We start from the raw sequence: 17,107 nt of genomic DNA on the forward strand, positions 1-17,107 counted from the left end.
TCAGGCCTCCAGCGGAACCCCGCGGATCGAGGCGTCGAGGACGACCGCGGTATGCGCCATGCCGATGCTCTTGCCCGCCCGCTCCAGGGAGTTGGCCACCTGCATCAGGCACCCGGGGTTGGCGGTGATCAGCAGCTCGGCCCCGGTGGAGGCGATGTTGGCGGCCTTGCGGTCGCCCAGCTCCTTGGCCGGCTCGGGGTTGAGGATGTTGTAGACCCCGGCGCTGCCGCAGCAGATCTCGGCGTCCGGGATCTCCCGCACCTCCAGCCCTGGGATGGCGCGCAGCAGCTCGCGGGGCTGGTTCCGGATGCCCTGGGCGTGCCCCAGGTGGCAGGCGTCGTGATAGGCGGCCACGGCGTTGATCGGGTGACGGGGGGCGACCGGGCCGAGCTCGGCGATGATCTCGGCGAAGTCGCGCACCCGGGAGGAGAACTCGCGGGCGCGGTCGGCATACGCCGGGTCGTCGGAGAGGAGGTGGACGTACTCCTTCATCGAGGACCCGCAGCCGGCCGAGTTCACCACGACGTAGTCGACCGCCGCCTCGGAGAAGGTGTCGATCAGGGCGCGGGCGAACCGCTGGCCCTCCTCCTCGCGTCCGACGTGGGTGCTCAGCGCACCGCAGCACCCCTGCCGGGCGGGCGCGATGACCTCGCACCCCTCGGCGGCCAGGACCCGCGCGGTGGCGGCGTTGACCCCAGGGAAGAACTCCCGCTGCACGCACCCGGTCAGCATGCCGACCACGGCGCGGCGCTCGCCGATCGCCGGGGTCCGCTCCGGCACCTTCTCGGCCTTGCCCAGCTGGGGGGCCAGCGACTGCATGCTGGCCAACTCGGGGCTGATCCGTTCCAGCAGCCCGGTCTTGGCCAGCGCCCGGTCGGCACCGACCTTCTGCGCGAGCCGCAGCGGGCCGCGGAGCAGGCGCAGCCGCTTGGGGTAGGGGAACAGCGAGAAGATCGCCGCGCGCAGCGCCTTCTCCTTGGGGGTGCGGTCGTGGCGTCGCTCCACCTGCGCCCGGGTCTGCTCGATGAGCCGGTCGTACTGGACCCCGGAGGGGCAGGCGGTGACGCAGGCCATGCAGCCCAGGCAGGCGTCGAAGTGCCCGACCATCGAGTCGGTGAGCGGGGAGCCCTCCAGCCCGGCCTGCATCAGGTGGATCCGGCCGCGGGGGCTGTCCATCTCCTCGCCCCAGAGGTTGTAGGTGGGGCAGGTGGTCAGGCAGAACCCGCAGTGGACGCAGTCGTCGATGAGTTCCTTGCTGGGCGGGCGGTGGGCGTCGAACGCCGGCTGGCCCTCCCCGCGCACGCCCGGGATGCCGAGCTGGACCTGGTCGTGACCCATCAGATTCCTCCTACGAAGCGCCCGACCGACAGCACGCCGGTCGGGTCGAACTCGTGCTTGACCCGGCGCATGATCTCCAGGCCGCCGACCGAGTCGGAGCCCCACACGTCGAGGGTGGTCTTGTCGGTGCCGGGGGCGTCCAGCACCACCAGGCTGCCGCCGTGGCGCAGGCACCACCCACGCAACCCGGCCACGGTGTCCGCGAGGTCGGTCATCGGTGCCGCGGCGTAGAGGACCCCGGCGCCGGCGGAGCCGCGGACCGCGACCCCGCGCCGCGCGGTCTCCTGCACTAGGGCCGGGACGCTGCTGAGCTGGCAGGTGAGCTTGAGCGCCGCGACGTCGGTGCTCGGCTCGTCATCGCCGAGCCACGGGAACCGCCCCGTCCACGTCGCGTCGGTCTCCCCGGCGCCGGCGCCGAGGAGTTCCTTGGCCGCGGTGACCCGCGAGGCCACGCCCTCCTCGGTGCCGGTGAAGAGCGCGGCCACCCTGACCGGTCCGGTCCCGCCGGCGTGGTCGACCTCGAGGGCCGTCGGCACCAGCTGGGAGTGCAGCACCCGCTCGACGGGGCCGGCCAACTCGCCCGGGTCGACGTCGACGGAGACCCACTGGCTGGCCGCGGTCACCGGGTGCAGCCGGAAGGTGACCTCGGTCAGCACGCCCAGGGTCCCGAACGAGCCGGTGAGCAGCTTGCACAGGTCGTAGCCGGCGACGTTCTTGACGACCTTGCCCCCGGACTTGGCGACCGTGCCGTCGGCCCGCACCACGGTGACCCCGATGAGCAGGTCCCGCGCGGCGCCGACCGCCATCCGGCGCGGGCCGGACTGGTTGGTCGCGACCGCCCCGCCGATGGTGGAGCCGCCGACGAGGTCGTCGATGATCAGTTGCTGACCGTTCTCCCGCAGCACGCGGTCGAGGTCGGCCAGCCGCAGCCCGGTGCCGACCGTGGCGATCAGGTCACCGTGCGCGTGCTCGACCACCTGGTCCATCCGCAGGGTCTCCACGATGACGTCCAGGCGGGCGGGCGGCATACCCCAGGTCTGTTTGGTGCCGCCGCCGCGGACGGTCACCGCCAGGCCCCGCTCGTGACAGAACCGCATCACCTCCGAGGTCTCCGCGGTGGAGGCCGGGCGGGCCACGACCTGGGGCCGCAGGCCGTCGACCAGGTCGCCTGGCCAGGGCTCACGGACCTCGCAGAGCGCGCCGAGTTCGTCCAGCAGACTCATCAGAAGATCTCCGCCAATCCTTGTGCCTGCAACGGGTGGGGGCCGGTATGCCGACCCGGACGTTCCCCGCACAGCCGGGGGGTGGGATAGACCTTGCCCGGGTTGGCGATGCCGTCGGGGTCGAACGCGCAGCGCACCATCTGCTGGGTGTCCAGGTCGTCGGCGGTGAACATCTTGGGCATGTGCTTGGCCTTGTCGGCACCCACCCCGTGCTCGCCGGTGATCGACCCGCCGTGCTCCAGGCAAAGGTCCAGGATGGCCCCGGACACCTCCTCGGCCCGCTCGGTCTCGCCCTCGACGGACCCGTCGAACAGCACCAGCGGGTGCAGGTTGCCGTCGCCGGCGTGGAACACGTTGGCCACCCGCACGCCCTTCTCGGCCGAGATCTCGGTCATCCGGCGCAGCACCTGCGGCAGCGCGGTCCGGGGCACCACGCCGTCCTGCACGATGTAGTCGGGGCTGATCCGTCCGACGGCGGCGAAGGCGGACTTGCGGCCCTTCCAGATCGCGGCCCGGTCGGCGGCGTCGGTGGCCACCCGCAGCTCGAAGCAGCCCTCGGTGTGGCAGATCTGCTCCACGGCGTCGAACTCGTGGGCGACCTCCTGGGCGGGGCCGTCGAGCTCCACCACGAGCACCGCCCCGGCGCCCTCGGGGTAGCCGCAGCTCACGGCCGCCTCGGCGGCCTCGATGGCCAGGGCGTCCATGATCTCGATGGCCGCGGGGACGATGCCGCTGGCGATGATGGCGCTGGTAGCCGCGCCGGCCTGGTCGGTGTCCTCGAAACCGGCCAGGATGGTGCGGACCTCCTGCGGCAGACGGACCAGGCGGACGGTCACCCCGGTCGCGACCCCGAGCGTGCCCTCGGACCCGACGAACGCACCCACCAGGTCGTAGCCGGGGGCGTCGGGGGCCCGGGTGCCGAGGGTGACCTCCTCACCCTCGGGGGTGACCACGTCCAGGGCCAGCACGTGGTTGGCGGTGAAGCCGTACTTGAGGCAGTGCGCACCGCCGGAGTTCTCGGCGACGTTGCCGCCGATCGAGCAGATCTGCTGGCTGGAGGGGTCGGGGGCGAAGTAGTAGCCCTCCGGGTTGGCGGCCTTGGAGACCTGCAGGTTGATCACGCCCGGGTCCACGACCGCCCGCTGGTCGGCCGCGCTGATCTCGTGCAGCGTGCGCAGCCGGCTGGTGACCAGCAGCACCCCGTCGGCGTGGGGGAGCGCCCCACCCGACAGGCCGGTGCCGGAGCCGCGGGCGACGAACGGCACCCGGTGCGCGGCGCAGGCCTGCACGGCGCGCCGGACGTACTCCGGGGTGTCGGTCAGCACGACGAGCGCGGGCTGGACCCGGTAGGCGGCGAGACCGTCGCAGTCGTATGCCGCCAGACGGGTGGGATCGGTGATGAGGCACTCCTCGGGCAGGTGCCCCCGTAGGTCCTCGAGAACGTCGGCGGCCGTGCCTGCGGTGTCGCCCTGTGGCTGGCTCATCTGGTCACCTCCGGTTGGGTCAGACCATCTTGTCGTGGTGTCGTGACGGACGGTAGTCCGGGCCCGGCGCCATCACAACATTCCACTCAATGGAATCGAATCGCTACCATACGAAACGTACCGTACAGGCACCCGGGGGCGTGGCGCTGATTGGGGTCGGGACGCGCTGCATGGGAGACTGGCGGGGCCGCTGTACTCCCGCTCCACGATCCCGAGGTTCCTGTCGCGTGTCCCCGTTGGCCCCCTCCGTGCCGAAGCCGGCTGCCACCCCGGCGGAGGTGATCCGCAACTTCTGCATCATCGCGCACATCGACCACGGCAAGTCCACCCTGGCCGACCGGATGCTGCAGATCACCGGTGTCGTCGAGCAGCGCCAGATGCGCGCGCAGTACCTGGACCGGATGGACATCGAGCGCGAGCGCGGCATCACGATCAAGTCGCAGGCCGTGCGGATGCCGTGGGACGTGGGGACCACGGCGCACGTGCTCAACATGATCGACACCCCGGGGCACGTCGACTTCACCTACGAGGTGAGCCGGTCGCTGGCCGCCTGCGAGGGCGCAGTCCTGCTCGTGGACGCGGCGCAAGGCATCGAGGCCCAGACCCTGGCCAACCTCTACCTGGCGATGGAGAACGACCTCACCATCATCCCGGTGCTCAACAAGATCGACCTGCCCGCCGCGCAGCCGGAGAAGTATGCCGAGGAACTGGCCGGGCTGATCGGCTGTGAGCCGGAGGACGTCATGCGGGTGTCCGGCAAGACCGGCGAGGGCGTGGAGGAGCTGCTGGACCGGATCGTGGCCGAGGTCCCGGCCCCGGTCGGGGAGGCCGCCGCGCCCGCCCGGGCGATGATCTTCGACTCGGTCTACGACACCTACCGCGGCGTGGTCACCTACGTCCGGGTCGTGGACGGCAGCCTGTCGCCGCGCGAGAAGATCTCGATGATGTCCACCAAGGCCACCCACGAGCTCCTGGAGATCGGGGTGATCTCCCCGGAGCCGGTGCCCAGCCAGGGGTTGGGCGTCGGGGAGGTGGGATACCTGATCACCGGGGTCAAGGACGTGCGCCAGTCGCGGGTCGGTGACACCGTCACCGGTGCCGGGCGGATGGCAGAGCAGGCCCTGGGTGGCTACAAGGACCCGCGCCCGATGGTGTTCTCCGGGCTGTACCCGATCGACGGCTCGGACTACCCGATCCTGCGCGACGCCCTCGACAAGCTGAAGCTCAACGACGCGGCGCTGGTCTACGAGCCGGAGACCTCGGCCGCTCTGGGCTTCGGGTTCCGCGTCGGGTTCCTGGGGATGCTGCACCTGGAGATCGTCCGGGAGCGGCTGGAGCGCGAGTTCGACCTCGACCTGATCTCGACCCTGCCCAACGTGGTCTACCAGGTGCAGCTGGACGACGGCACCGAGGTGGAGGTCACCAACCCCAGCGAGTTCCCGGGCGGGAAGGTCGCCTCCATCACCGAGCCCGTCGTGCGCGCCACGATCCTGGCGCCGAGCGAGTTCATCGGCAGCATCATGGAACTGTGCCAGTCGCGCCGCGGCACCCTGAAGGGGATGGACTACCTGTCCCCGGAACGGGTCGAGATGCGCTACACCCTGCCGCTGGCCGAGATCGTCTTCGACTTCTTCGACGCGTTGAAGTCCCGCACCAAGGGCTACGCCTCGCTCGACTACGAGAACGACGGGGAGCAGGTGGCCGACCTGGTCAAGGTCGACATCCTGCTGCAGGGCGACACGGTCGACGCGTTCAGCTCGATCGTGCACCGGGACAAGGCCTACGCCTACGGCGTGATGATGGCCGGCAAGCTCAAGGACCTGATCCCCCGGCAGCAGTTCGAGGTGCCGATCCAGGCCGCCATCGGCTCCCGGGTGATCGCCCGCGAGACCATCCGGGCGATCCGCAAGGACGTGCTCGCCAAATGCTACGGCGGTGACATCAGCCGCAAGCGCAAGCTGCTGGAGAAGCAGAAGGAGGGCAAGAAGCGGATGAAGATGGTCGGCTCCGTCGAGGTGCCGCAGGAAGCCTTCATCGCCGCCCTCTCCCAGGACAGCGGGGAAAAGGCGAAGAAGTAGTGAGCACCGGACCGCGGCTCGCCCGTACCCGCTCGTTCACCCGCAGGGGCGACCGGATGCCGCCCCGGCACCATGCGGCATACGACCGGTTGTCCCCGCGGTATGTCGTGCAGGTGCCCCCCGACGGGGACGCCGGGGTGACCACCGTCGACCCGGCCTACCGGCTGGACCGGGAGCGCGAGTTCGGCCGGCTGGCGCCCCTGGTGGTCGAGATCGGCTCGGGCTCAGGTGACGCCCTGCGCCACGGGGCCGCCGAGCGCCCCGACTGGGACTTCCTGGCGCTGGAGGTGTGGCGTCCAGGCATCGCCCAGACGATGGCCCGGATGGGCGAGGACCCGCTGCCGAACATCCGGTTCGTGGAGGTCGACGCGGGACAGGCGCTGGGCACCCTGCTCGGGCCCGGCGAGGTGCACGAGGTGTGGACCTTCTTCCCCGACCCGTGGCCCAAGAACCGGCACCACAAGCGCCGGCTGGTGGCCCCGCCGTTCGCCGACGCCGTGCACCGCGTGCTGGCCCCCGGTGGTCTGTGGCGGCTCGCGACCGACTGGGCGGACTACGCCGACCACATGCGCGGGGTGCTCGACGCCGACGACCGGTTCGAGCTGGTGTCGACCGAGCGGGCGCCGTTGCGTCCGGTCACCCGGTTCGAGCGCAAGGGCATCGCGGCGGGACGCAGCATCACCGACCTGGCCTACCAGCGGCTCGGCTAGGACCCGTCCGGCGCTCCTGAGGTAGCCGCCGCGCGGGCGAGGGGGACTCTGAGGTACGGCCGGTCCGGAAACTAGGGACGACGTCCGATGTGCCGGTCTACCTCAGCAACCGAGTCTTGAGGCATCGGGTCAACCGTGACCCGGTGGTCGAGATCGGAGAAACACCATGGAGTTCGTGGATCCCTACCTGCGGGCCGAGCTGAACTACCGGCGCGAGGCGCTGTCGAAGGCGTGGCGGTCGCCGATGCACCTGCCGTTCAGCAAGGGGCGCAGCCCGCAGCCGTCCGGCCCCATCTCGGGTGACCGGCGGCCGTCCCAGGGACGGTGAGCGCCGTCGCCGCCGACGTGCCGTGTCCCGGTGGTCCCCTGCGAGTGTCGGTGGGACCGACGATGATGGAGGACGTGGTTGTCCTTGGCGCAATGAAGACCCCGCTGGTCGGGCGCGGCGACGAGCTCGCCCAGCTGATGGCCTTGGCCGGTGTCGGATCCGATCCGACACCGGCTGCCGTCGTCCTCGGCGGGGAGGCGGGCGTCGGGAAGACCCGCCTGTTGCACGAGCTCGGCCACCGTGCCGAGGAGGCCGGCTGGCAGGTGCTGATCGGCCACTGCCTGGACTTCGGCGAGAGCGCATTGTCCTACCTGCCGTTCTCGGAGATGTTCGGGCGGCTGGGGGCGGCCCGGCCGGAGGTGTTGGCCGCGCTCACCCGGTCGACACCGGCCATCACCCGGTTGCAGCCGGGACAACGCCTGCTCGGTGCCCAGGGGGATGAGGGCGAGCCGGCGAGCGGCACGCTGGAGCAGCAGGTGATCGGGGGCCGGGGGAGTGACCAGGACGGGGTGGGCCTGGGCCGCGGGGACATCTTCGAGGGGACCCATGCCGCGCTGGAGCAACTGGCCGAGCGGGCGCCGGTCCTGGTCATCGTCGAGGACGCGCACTGGGCCGACCGGTCCACCTGCGACATCCTGTCCTCGTTGTTCGCCCGGGGTTTCCAGCACCCGGTGAGCATCGTGGTCTCCTACCGCAGCGACGACCTGCACCGACGCCACCCGCTGCGGGCCCGGGTCACCGAGTGGGCCCGGATGTCCCGGGTGTCCCGGGTCAATCTGTCCCACCTGCCCGACCGCGACGTCCGCACCCTGGTCCGGGCCGCCCACGGTGCCTCGCGACCGGGGCAGGCCCTCAGCGAGCGGGAGGTGCAGGAGATCGTGCGGCGGGCCGAGGGCAACGCCTTCTTCGCCGAGGAGCTGCTCGGCGCCCACGAGCTGGACCACGGCGACCTGCCGGCCGACCTGGCCGACCTGCTCCTGGTGCGGTTGGACCGGCTCGACGAGCAGGCCCGGGGCGTGGTGCGGGCGGCGGCCGCGGCGGGGCGCCGGGTCGCCCACGACCTGCTGGCCTCCGTGGGCGGGCTCTCCGACGGGGCGCTGAACGACGCCCTCCGCGCGGCCGTGGAGGCCAACATCCTGGTCCCCTGGGGCGACAGCTCCTATGCCTTCCGCCACGCGCTGCTGGCGGAGGCGGTCTACGACGACCTGCTGCCGGGTGAGCGCACCCGGCTGCACGCCGCCTACGTCTCGGCCCTGGTCGGGGGTCGGGGCAACGGGTCGGCGGCCGAGCTGGCCCGGCACGCCCGCGCTGCCCAGGACCGGGAGACCGCCCTGGTAGCCAGCATCGAGGCGGGCGACGACGCGATGAAGGTCGGCGGGCCCGAGGAGGCCGCCCGCCACTACCAGACGGCCCTCGAGCTGCTCGCCGACCCGGCCCTGGCCGACCACGCCGACACCAGCGTGGTCCACCTCACCCGCCGAGCATCCGAGGCGCTGATCGATGCCGGCCACCCGCAGCGTGCCGCGGCGTTGCTCCGGGACTCCCTGGCCGCCCACGGACCAGACCTCGCGGACGACGACCGGGCCAAGCTGCTGCTGGTGCTCGCGCGGGCGGCCATGTTCGGCGACGACCCGTCGGTGAACCCGTTGGACCTGACCACGACCGCGCTCGACCTCGTCGGCCCGGACGCGCGGCCGCTGCGGGCACACACCCTGGCCGTGCACGCCCGGGCCAACGTCGACCGATCCCGGTTCGCCGAGGGGGTGACCTTTGCCCAGCAGGCGCTGACCCTGGCCGAGGAGCTGGGACTGGAACGGACCGCGGTCGACGCCGCCACCACGCTGGGCCGGCTCAACGAGGTCCTCGGGGACCCGGAGGAATCGCTCCGGGTGCTCAGCGACGTGCTGGAGCAGGCGCGCGCCGCCGGGGACACGGCCGCCGAGACGCGGGCGCTGCACCAGCTCGGCGGCACCCTGATGGAGATGGGCCGGATCACCCAGGCACGTGGCTACTACCGGCAGTCGATGGACCTCTCGGAGCGCCGGAGCCGCCCCTGGGCGCCCTACGGGGCCGACGCGCGCATCCTCAGCGGCGTCGCGGCCTACATGGTCGGGGACTGGGACGAGGTGGACCTGGTCACGGACACGTCGCACGAGGTCCCGCCCCCGCTGATGGCGTCCCTGCTCGCGTCGATCCGGTTGCAGGTCGCCGCCGGGCGGGGCGACCCGTCCGGTCTGGCCACCCTCGAGGCCACCCGGACAGAGTGGCTCGCGGACGGCTGGCTGGCGATCAACGTCGGGGGCGCGGCGATCGATCTCTATGGCGACGCCGATCGGCTGGAGGAGGCGGAGCGGGCCTACCAGGACGTCGTCTCGACCGTCACGGCCGCCTGGCAGGTCCCGGCGTTCCAGGCGCAGGTCCGCCTGTCGACCCTGTTGCTGGGACAGCTCGCGTCGGCGGCCTCCCGGCTCGGGGCGGGGGGGCGCGCAGACCTGCTCCGCCGCGGCGACGAGCTGCTGACCGTGGGCGAGAAGACCGCCCAGCGCCGGTCGGTGGTGGGCCGGGACGTTGGGCCGGAGGGTCGGGCCTGGGGGCAGCGAATGGGCGCCGAACACTTGCGCCTGCGCTGGTTGGCGGGGCAGGACGTACCGCAGCAGGACCTGCGCCGTGCCTGGGAGGAGACGGTGCAGGCCTTCGAGGTGCTCGAGCATCCCTTCGAGGTGGCCCGCTCGCAGTCCCGGCTGGCCGCGGTGCTGCGGGCTCAGGGCGAGCAGGCCGCCGCCCACGAGCTGACCGCGGCGGCGCGGGAGACCGCGGAGCGACTCGGGGCGCTGCCGCTGCTTGCCGAGCTGGCGACGGTCGACCGCGGGGCCACCCCGTCCTCGGACGACCAGGCGGGCCCCGTGCTCACCCCTCGGGAGCGGGAGGTGCTCGCCCTGGTGGCCGAGGGTCGCACCAACGGTCAGATCGCCCGGCAGCTGTTCATCAGCACCAAGACGGTGAGCGTGCACGTGTCCAACATCCTGGCCAAGCTCGGCGCCTCGGGGCGCACCGAGGCGGCGGCGCTCGCCCGTCGCCAGGGGCTGCTGGACTGACCGGTCCCCGGCCGGCTCACTCCCAGCGGAACGTGCGGGCGGCGACCAGGAACAGCAGCACCGACCAGACCACCATCACGACCAGCTGGGTCAGCGGGAAGTCCCCGTCACCGAACCAGGCGACGTTCATCGCCTGGGAGCCGGCGCCGAGCGGGGTGTAGGTGGCGACCCTGGCGACCGCATCCGGCATGGCCGGACCGGGCGTCCACAGCCCGGCCATGAACAGCATCGGGAAGTAGACCAACATGCCGATCCCCGAGGCCGTGGTGCCCTTGTTGGCCACCCCGCCGATCAGCAACCCGATGCCGAACATCGCGGTGACGGCCAGCAGGAAGGTGACCACGGCCAGCACGGGCCGTTCCGGCATCGGGCTGCCGAAGACGAGCCGTCCGGCCAGCAGCGCCAGCAGGGCACCGACGGTGACCGCGACCAGCTGGACCACCAGCTGGGCCAGGAGTACTCCCTGCGGTCGCATCGGGGTGGTCGACAGGCGGCGCAGCACCCCCGTCTCGCGGTAGCTGGCCAGGTAGGCGGGCAGGGCGGTGAGACCGGCCGTGGCGGCCGCCACACACAGCATGACGGGCAGGAACAGGTCGACGACCGTGAACTGTCCCCACAGCGGGCCGGCATCGGTGATCGGCTCGCGCATCCCGGGGATCGCCAGGCCCATCCCGATGAGCAGGACGGAGGGAAAGATGAGGACGAAGAACAGGCTGCCGAAGTCGCGGAGGAACAGTCGTCCCTCCGTGCGGGTCAGCGCGCCCAGGCCGCGCATCCCGGTGCGGGTGCTGCCGGCATACGGCTTGGTGGTGGCGGTCATGGTGCGGTCTCCTCGGTCTCTCGGGTGACCAGCTCGACGAAGGCGTCCTCCAGCGAGCGGGTGCGGGTGCGGACCTCGTCCGGGATGATGCCGCACCCGGAGAGCGCGGCGATGGCGTCGGGCAGCACCGTGTCAGTGCCGCTGATCTCCAGCTCGCGACCGACGTCGCGGACCGAGGTCACCGACGGCAGGCCGGTGAGCAGGCCCTCGGGTGGAGCCACGGGCAGAACCACCCGGAAGGTGCGGCTCCCGCGGGACCCGCCGGACAGGTCGCCCGGTGTCCCCTCCGCCACGACCCGGCCCCGGTCGATGACCACCAGACGGTCACAGAGGCGCTCAGCCTCGTCCATGAAGTGGGTGACCAGGACGATCGTCACACCGCTGTCGCGGACCTTCTCCACCAGGTCCCACGCCTCCCGGCGGGCCTGCGGGTCCAGCCCGGTCGTGAGCTCGTCGAGGATCGCGACCTGGGGCCGGCCCACGAGCGCCAACGCGATGGACAACCGCTGCTGCTGTCCGCCGGACAGGTTCTGGTATGGCGTGTCCCGCCTCTCGCCCAGGCCGAGCAAGGAGATCAGGGCCTCGGGGTCCTCCGGATCGGGATAGAAGGATGCATACAACTCGAGGGCCTCGCGGACCCGCAGTTTGGCCGGGAGCTTGGACTCCTGCAGCTGCACACCCAGGACCTCCCGGACCGGTGTCGGGTCGTGTTGCGGGTCCAGGCCCAGCAGCTCGATGCTGCCGCTGTCGGCCTGCCGCAGCCCGGCCAGGCACTCCACCGTCGTGGTCTTGCCGGCCCCGTTGGGGCCGAGGATCCCGAAGATCTCGCCGCGGTCCACGGTGAAGGACACGCCGTCCACGGCCACCTTCGTGCCGTAGGACTTGCGCAGGTCGCTCACGCGGACCACGGGTCCGGCGTGTGCCGCGTCGTGCCCGGTGGTGGTTGGGGTGGACGAGGTGGTCATGTCAGGCCTTTCAGGTGTCGATCGGGATGCGGCGGACCAGGAGCGCGAACACCGCGGCGGCGGCGATGAGCACGGCACCGGTGAAGAGCTCGCTGGCCGGCCACGAGGCGGCGAAACTGACGTCCCACGGTGACCACTGGGAGTCGTCCACGAGGCCGATCAGCGAGGTCACCGCGATCGGGAGCAGGGTGAGGGGGAGGGTGAGCGTGCCCCACCACCCACCGGCGCGGTAGTAGGCGACGCCGACCAGGAGTCCGCTGAGCATCCCGGAAACGAACAGCAACGTCAGCCCGATCCCGTAGGTGAGCGCGCCGCCGTCGAGTACCTCGACGCCCTTGGCGTTGGTCGACCCGTGGAACCAGCCCAGTCGGTGGTAGATCTCGCGCTCGATGAGCAGGCCGACCATCGTGAACGCCGCGTTGAGGACGCCGATCAGGACGTTGCCCAGGAGCGCGGCCTTGATGAAGGAACTCCGCGTCATGCCGCTGCCCACGTGGAGCGGCAGGTAGGTGACGGTCACCATGATCGCGATGCTGAACGGGAACCAGAGGAGTCCGTGGTGGGAGATGGCGAATCCGGACACCACGACGTGCACCGACTGGCCCACGATCGCCAGGACGGCTACCACGAGCACCGTGATCAGGCCCCAGGCCCAAAGCATCAGGAAGACGCCGGTCTCCAGCTGCCAGCGGGCGACACGTAGCCATTGCGCGGGACGGCGGGTGGTTCTGGTCGACTGGTCGAGAGTGCCGGTCGTCATGTCGACTCCTTCGCGGTGTCGTGGGCATGGTTGCTCAGGTGGATGAAGAGGTCCTGGAGAGGCACGGGACCGACCTGCAGGCCTTCTGCCCGGGCCCGGGTGAGCATGGCCTCGTCGAGGGAGCCGAAGACGGTCGCCTGCCGGGTCGGTCCCAGGTCGCGGGTCCCGATCACCGGCTGGGTGCTGGTGAACCGGTCGACGACCTCGGCAGGCCCAGTGAGGGTCGCCCCCTGAGCATGGAGGTCGTCGGACTCCTCGCTGAGCAGCAGTGCCCCGGCGTGCAGGATGGTCACGGTCTCCACCAGGTGCTCGATCTCGCTGATCAGATGGCTGGACAGCACGATCGTCCGCGGCCGCTCGGCGAACTCTGCGAGCAGCTCGTCGTAGAACATCTGGCGGGCCTGGGCATCCATCCCGAGGTGGACCTCGTCGAACATCGTCACCGGAGCCCGGGCGGCGAGCCCGATGATGGCGCCGAAGGCCGAAGCCTGGCCACGCGAGAGCGCCTGCGGCTTCTTGCGCAGGTCGAGGCCGAACTGCTCGATCAGTCGTTCGGCATACTCGCGGTCGAACCGGGGGCGGGCGAGTTCACACCAGTCCAGGTTCGTGCGCAACTTCTCGTCGGCGAGAACGTCGCCGCTCTCGCGGATAAGACAGACCTGTTCCATCAGCCGTTCGTCCTCGAACGGGTCGGCCCCGTCGATCAAGATCCGGCCGGCCGACGGCGCCCGCAGCGAGGCCAGTGCCGACAGCAGCGTGGTCTTGCCGGCGCCGTTGCGCCCCAGCAGGCCATGGATCCGGTTCGGTTCGAGCTCGAGCGTGATCCCGCTGAGCGCCGGGTCGGCTCCGTAGCTAACGCCGAGGTCCTCGGCGCGGACGGTGAGGCCAGTCATCGGTGGGCTCCCTTCGGAGTGCGCGTGAGGTAGGAGGTGAGTTCCGCAGTGGTGATCCCCAGGACGTCGGCCTCGTGCAGCACCGGATCAAGGCGTTCGGTAAAGAACACCTCGCGACGCCGCGTGCGCAGCATCTCGGGTGCTCCGTCGGAGACGAACATCCCCAGGCCCCGCTGCTTGTGCAGGATCCCCTCGTCGACGAGCTGGGCGAAGGCCTTGGCCGCCGTCGCGGGGTTGATCCGGTAGGTGGTGGCGTACTGGGTGGTCGACATGACCTGGTCCCCCTCGCGGAGCGCGCCGGAGAGGATCTCGCCGCGGATGGCCTCCGCGATCTGCTGGTAGATCGGCTCTCGACCGTCGAACACCCGGCGCCTCCCTTCATTGGTTCATTACTCGACTAATGAACCATAGCACTGAGGGCGGGGTCAACCGGTTTTACACCGGGAGGAGGTGGGGCAGGTCCCTAGTCGCCGGTCGTGTACCGGCCGCGCCGGACCAGATTGGGGTCCGGCGGCAACACGATGGTGGTGTCCTTGTCCGGGTAGTCGAAGCGGCCCAGGAAGTAGCGCATGGCGTTGAGCCGGGCCCGCTTCTTGTCGTTGCTCTTGATCGTGGTCCAGGGCGCCTCGTCGGTGTCGGTGAGGCGGAACATCTCCTCCTTGGCCTCGGTGTAGTCCTCCCACCGGTCCAGCGACTCCAGGTCCATCGGGGACAGCTTCCAGCGGCGCACCGGGTCGAGCTGCCGGATGGCGAACCGGGTCCGCTGCTCGGACCGGGTGACCGAGAACCAGAACTTGGTCAGGTGCACGCCGTCCTCCACGAGCATCCGCTCGAAGGTCGGTGCCTGACGGACGAAGCGGTCGTACTGGTCGTCGGTGCAGAACCCCATCACCCGCTCGACGCCGGCCCGGTTGTACCAGGAGCGGTCGAAGAGCACGATCTCGCCGGCCGTTGGCAGGTGGGTGACATAGCGCTGGAAATACCACTGGCCCTCCTCGACCCGGGACGGCTTGGTCAGGGCCACGACACGCGCACCACGGGGGTTCAGGTGCTCGATGAACCGCTTGATGGCGCCGCCCTTCCCGGCGGCGTCGCGGCCCTCGAAGATGATGACGATCCGCTGACCTGTGTCCTTGGCCCAGTACTGCAGCTTGAGCAGCTCGACCTGCAACAGCCACTTCTCCACGTCGTAGTAGGCGCGGGACAGCCGGTTGTCGTAGGGGTAGTCCTCACGCCAGGTATCCACCGCCCGGCCGTCAGGGGTGATCAGGTCCGGGTCCGAGCCCTGGTCGTCACGGACGGTGTAACCCTCGACCCTGAGCCGGTCGATGTACTCGCGGAGTTCCTGCTGCACGGAGGCAATCTAAGCAGCACGGGTGAACGCCAGGCGACGGGAATGTGGCGCGACAGGGCCGCGGCCACCCTGAGGGTGGGCAGTGGGGGACAATGGGCCGTATGCCGTCCGCGCTTCCCCTGGGTGAACCCGCGCCCGCGGACGGGGCCCTCCCCGGGTGGGCGCTGAGCGGGCTCGGGGAACGGCCGTTCGGGGTCTATCTGCACGTCCCGTTCTGCCGGGTGCGGTGCGGCTACTGCGACTTCAACACCTACACGGTGCCCGAGCTCGGGGGCCACGGGGCGACCCTGGATAGCTATGCCGACGCCGCCCTCGCCGAGATCGAGCTGGCCACCCGGGCCCTCGGCTCAGGTCCGGACCCGGTCCCGGCCGTGCAGACCGTCTTCGTCGGCGGCGGCACGCCGACCATGCTGCCGCCGGGCGACCTGGTCCGGATGCTCCGGGGGATCGACCGGGCCTGGGGGCTGGCCCCGGATGCCGAGATCACCACCGAGGCCAACCCCGACACGATCACGCCGGAGGTGGCGCAGCAGCTCGCCGCCGGGGGCTTCACCCGGGTCAGCCTCGGGATGCAGTCGGCCGTGCCGCACGTGCTCCGCACGCTCGACCGCACCCACGACCCGGCCAACGTGGCGACGGCCGTGGCCGCGGTCCGGGCGGCCGGGATGCAGGTGAGCCTGGACCTCATCTACGGCACGCCCGGGGAGTCCCTGGCGGACTGGGAGGCGAGCCTGCGGGCGGTGACCGACCTCGCGCCGGACCACGTGTCGGCATACGCCCTCGTGGTGGAACAGGGCACCAAGCTGGCCGCGCAGGTGCGCCGGGGTGAGGTCCCGGCCCCGGACGATGACGACGAGGCCGACAAGTACGAGCTGGCCGACGAGGTGCTCTCGGGCGCCGGGTACGGCTGGTACGAGATCAGCAACTGGGCCACCGGGCCGGATGCGCGCTGCCGTCACAACGTCGGCTACTGGGCGGGTGGCAACTGGTGGGGGATCGGCCCGGGCGCGCACAGCCACATCGGCGGCGTGCGCTTCTGGAACGTCAAGCACCCGGCTCCGTATGCGGACCGGCTGGCTTCCGGTGCCTCGCCCGCCGCGGGCCGGGAGCGGCTGAGCCCGGCGCAGCGGCACGACGAGCGCGTGCTGCTCGAGTCGCGCCTGGTCGAGGGCCTGGACCTGGCCGTCCTCCCCGCGCAGGGGCGAGCCGAGGTCGCGGGGCTGATCGCCGGTGGCCTGCTCGACGGCGCCGCTGCCCTGCGTGGTCGTGGCGTCCTGACGCTCCGTGGCCGGTTGCTCGCGGACACCGTCGTCCACCGGCTCCTGGCCGGCTCCTGACCGGCTCCGCCCCCGACCCGCCCCCCGGTCCGCACCGCCCCCGGTCCGCACTGAGCCTCCGCCCGGACGTGAGCGGCATTCGTCCCTGCATGCGGCGAATCTCCCGAGAGGCGGCAAATGCTCCTGCGTGCGGCAAATGTCGCGACTTTTGCCGCTGCTCGTGCAGGAAGGCGCTTGCGGGGACGAAAGGCGCTCGCGTCGGGGGCTGCCAGGACCTCGAGGTGGGGGACGCGGCGCCGACCGACCGCGCGTTCGGTCACAGGTTGGTGCAGACCGACCGCGCGTTCGGTCACACGGTGGCGTCGACCGACCACGCGTTCGGTCGCGCGGAGCGTGCGGGGGCGGGCGCGCGGAGCAACCTCCCCGAAGCAACCTCCCCGAGGTCCGCGGTTTGGGCCGTGCCCGGCGTGGTTCCCACGGATCGGACCCGTGAGCGGTTAGAACGGTGGTGGCCCCCTGCCCGGTATGAGCGGGCAGGGCCCCGCTCTGAGGTCCCGGCGCAGTCCGGGACAGACGAAGGCCCCGCGAAGTATGGGTTCGCGGGGCCTTCTGGGTGATCGCCGGTGATGCCGCGATCGACCGGCGAGTGGTCGGGTGGCTCGCCCTACCGCATCACCGGTAGGTGTCGCCAGGACAGGTCCTGGTTGGCGAATCCGCGACCGAGGCTCGTGGTCGGCGTCCCGTCTCCGGGATGCGTAGCAGCATGTCTAGCCGGTTCCGGT

The 17,107-nt window shown here is 71.3% G+C and carries 14 protein-coding genes; 5 read left to right on the forward strand and 9 right to left on the reverse strand.

Annotation, left to right across the window (positions count from 1 at the left end):
- The 3 genes from FB467_RS09790 to FB467_RS09800 are packed head-to-tail and all read right to left on the reverse strand — an operon-like array spanning window position 1 to window position 4,045.
- Window positions 1-1,338, reverse strand: a complete 1,338-nt coding sequence (locus tag FB467_RS09790) for a (Fe-S)-binding protein (protein WP_141784929.1) — start codon at window positions 1,336-1,338, stop codon at window positions 1-3.
- On the reverse strand, window positions 1,338-2,561 hold the full coding sequence (locus tag FB467_RS09795) for an FAD-binding oxidoreductase (protein ID WP_141784930.1): 1,224 nt from the start codon (window positions 2,559-2,561) through the stop codon (window positions 1,338-1,340). Before FB467_RS09795 ends, FB467_RS09790 begins: the two co-directional genes overlap by 1 nt.
- Complete coding sequence (locus FB467_RS09800; protein WP_141784931.1) at window positions 2,561-4,045, reverse strand: FAD-linked oxidase C-terminal domain-containing protein; 1,485 nt, start codon at window positions 4,043-4,045, stop codon at window positions 2,561-2,563. Before FB467_RS09800 ends, FB467_RS09795 begins: the two co-directional genes overlap by 1 nt.
- 227 nt (window positions 4,046-4,272) lie before the next feature.
- On the opposite strand from FB467_RS09800, the gene lepA reads away from it, so the two are divergent.
- From lepA to FB467_RS19315, 4 genes are all read left to right on the forward strand, one after another.
- A complete protein-coding gene (gene lepA, locus FB467_RS09805; RefSeq protein ID WP_228393232.1) occupies window positions 4,273-6,123 on the forward strand; it encodes a translation elongation factor 4 in 1,851 nt (616 codons plus the stop codon).
- A complete protein-coding gene (trmB, locus tag FB467_RS09810) occupies window positions 6,123-6,833 on the forward strand; it encodes a tRNA (guanosine(46)-N7)-methyltransferase TrmB (protein WP_228393233.1) in 711 nt (236 codons plus the stop codon). Before lepA ends, trmB begins: the two co-directional genes overlap by 1 nt.
- Window positions 6,834-6,999: 166 nt before the next feature.
- On the forward strand, window positions 7,000-7,161 hold the full coding sequence (locus tag FB467_RS18475; protein WP_153390231.1) for a hypothetical protein: 162 nt from the start codon (window positions 7,000-7,002) through the stop codon (window positions 7,159-7,161).
- A 92-nt stretch (window positions 7,162-7,253) separates the two neighbouring features.
- Complete coding sequence (locus FB467_RS19315; protein ID WP_170230659.1) at window positions 7,254-10,256, forward strand: helix-turn-helix transcriptional regulator; 3,003 nt, start codon at window positions 7,254-7,256, stop codon at window positions 10,254-10,256.
- A 16-nt stretch (window positions 10,257-10,272) separates the two neighbouring features.
- On the opposite strand, the gene FB467_RS09820 is transcribed toward FB467_RS19315, so the two are convergent.
- From FB467_RS09820 to ppk2, 6 genes are all read right to left on the reverse strand, one after another.
- Window positions 10,273-11,076: an ABC transporter permease gene (locus FB467_RS09820; RefSeq protein ID WP_141784934.1), complete on the reverse strand. Its 804-nt coding sequence runs from the start codon at window positions 11,074-11,076 to the stop codon at window positions 10,273-10,275.
- Complete coding sequence (locus FB467_RS09825; protein ID WP_141784935.1) at window positions 11,073-12,041, reverse strand: ABC transporter ATP-binding protein; 969 nt, start codon at window positions 12,039-12,041, stop codon at window positions 11,073-11,075. The genes FB467_RS09820 and FB467_RS09825 overlap by 4 nt, the downstream gene beginning before the upstream one ends.
- 10 nt (window positions 12,042-12,051) lie before the next feature.
- Window positions 12,052-12,801: a hypothetical protein gene (locus tag FB467_RS09830; RefSeq protein ID WP_141784936.1), complete on the reverse strand. Its 750-nt coding sequence runs from the start codon at window positions 12,799-12,801 to the stop codon at window positions 12,052-12,054.
- Window positions 12,798-13,694, reverse strand: a complete 897-nt coding sequence (locus tag FB467_RS09835) for an ATP-binding cassette domain-containing protein (RefSeq protein WP_141784937.1) — start codon at window positions 13,692-13,694, stop codon at window positions 12,798-12,800. The genes FB467_RS09830 and FB467_RS09835 overlap by 4 nt, the downstream gene beginning before the upstream one ends.
- A complete protein-coding gene (locus FB467_RS09840; RefSeq protein ID WP_141784938.1) occupies window positions 13,691-14,059 on the reverse strand; it encodes a GntR family transcriptional regulator in 369 nt (122 codons plus the stop codon). The genes FB467_RS09835 and FB467_RS09840 overlap by 4 nt, the downstream gene beginning before the upstream one ends.
- A gap of 98 nt (window positions 14,060-14,157) precedes the next feature.
- Entirely contained in the window at window positions 14,158-15,048 is an 891-nt protein-coding gene (gene ppk2 / locus FB467_RS09845) for a polyphosphate kinase 2 (RefSeq protein WP_141784939.1), read from the reverse strand.
- Between the two features lie 101 nt (window positions 15,049-15,149).
- Here ppk2 and hemW point away from each other — a divergent pair, with 101 nt between their 5' ends.
- Window positions 15,150-16,385, forward strand: coding sequence for a radical SAM family heme chaperone HemW (gene hemW, locus FB467_RS09850; RefSeq protein ID WP_141784940.1), 1,236 nt, complete (start codon window positions 15,150-15,152; stop codon window positions 16,383-16,385).
- The last annotated feature ends 722 nt before the right edge of the window (window positions 16,386-17,107 follow it).

It is taken from the genome of Ornithinicoccus hortensis, assembly GCF_006716185.1.
Taxonomy (GTDB): domain Bacteria; phylum Actinomycetota; class Actinomycetes; order Actinomycetales; family Dermatophilaceae; genus Ornithinicoccus; species Ornithinicoccus hortensis.

What these genes read in the sequence shown, in the direction of transcription:
- FB467_RS09790 (WP_141784929.1), bottom strand. Translation starts at nt 1,338, where the DNA reads ATGGGTCACGACCAGGTCCAGCTCGGCATCCCGGGCGTGCGCGGGGAG.
- FB467_RS09830 (WP_141784936.1), bottom strand. Translation starts at nt 12,801, where the DNA reads ATGACGACCGGCACTCTCGACCAGTCGACCAGAACCACCCGCCGTCCC.
- FB467_RS09820 (WP_141784934.1), bottom strand. Translation starts at nt 11,076, where the DNA reads ATGACCGCCACCACCAAGCCGTATGCCGGCAGCACCCGCACCGGGATG.
- FB467_RS09795 (WP_141784930.1), bottom strand. Translation starts at nt 2,561, where the DNA reads ATGAGTCTGCTGGACGAACTCGGCGCGCTCTGCGAGGTCCGTGAGCCC.
- FB467_RS09800 (WP_141784931.1), bottom strand. Translation starts at nt 4,045, where the DNA reads ATGAGCCAGCCACAGGGCGACACCGCAGGCACGGCCGCCGACGTTCTC.
- FB467_RS09835 (WP_141784937.1), bottom strand. Translation starts at nt 13,694, where the DNA reads ATGACTGGCCTCACCGTCCGCGCCGAGGACCTCGGCGTTAGCTACGGA.
- hemW (WP_141784940.1), top strand. Translation starts at nt 15,150, where the DNA reads ATGCCGTCCGCGCTTCCCCTGGGTGAACCCGCGCCCGCGGACGGGGCC.
- FB467_RS09825 (WP_141784935.1), bottom strand. Translation starts at nt 12,041, where the DNA reads ATGACCACCTCGTCCACCCCAACCACCACCGGGCACGACGCGGCACAC.
- FB467_RS18475 (WP_153390231.1), top strand. Translation starts at nt 7,000, where the DNA reads ATGGAGTTCGTGGATCCCTACCTGCGGGCCGAGCTGAACTACCGGCGC.
- FB467_RS19315 (WP_170230659.1), top strand. Translation starts at nt 7,254, where the DNA reads ATGAAGACCCCGCTGGTCGGGCGCGGCGACGAGCTCGCCCAGCTGATG.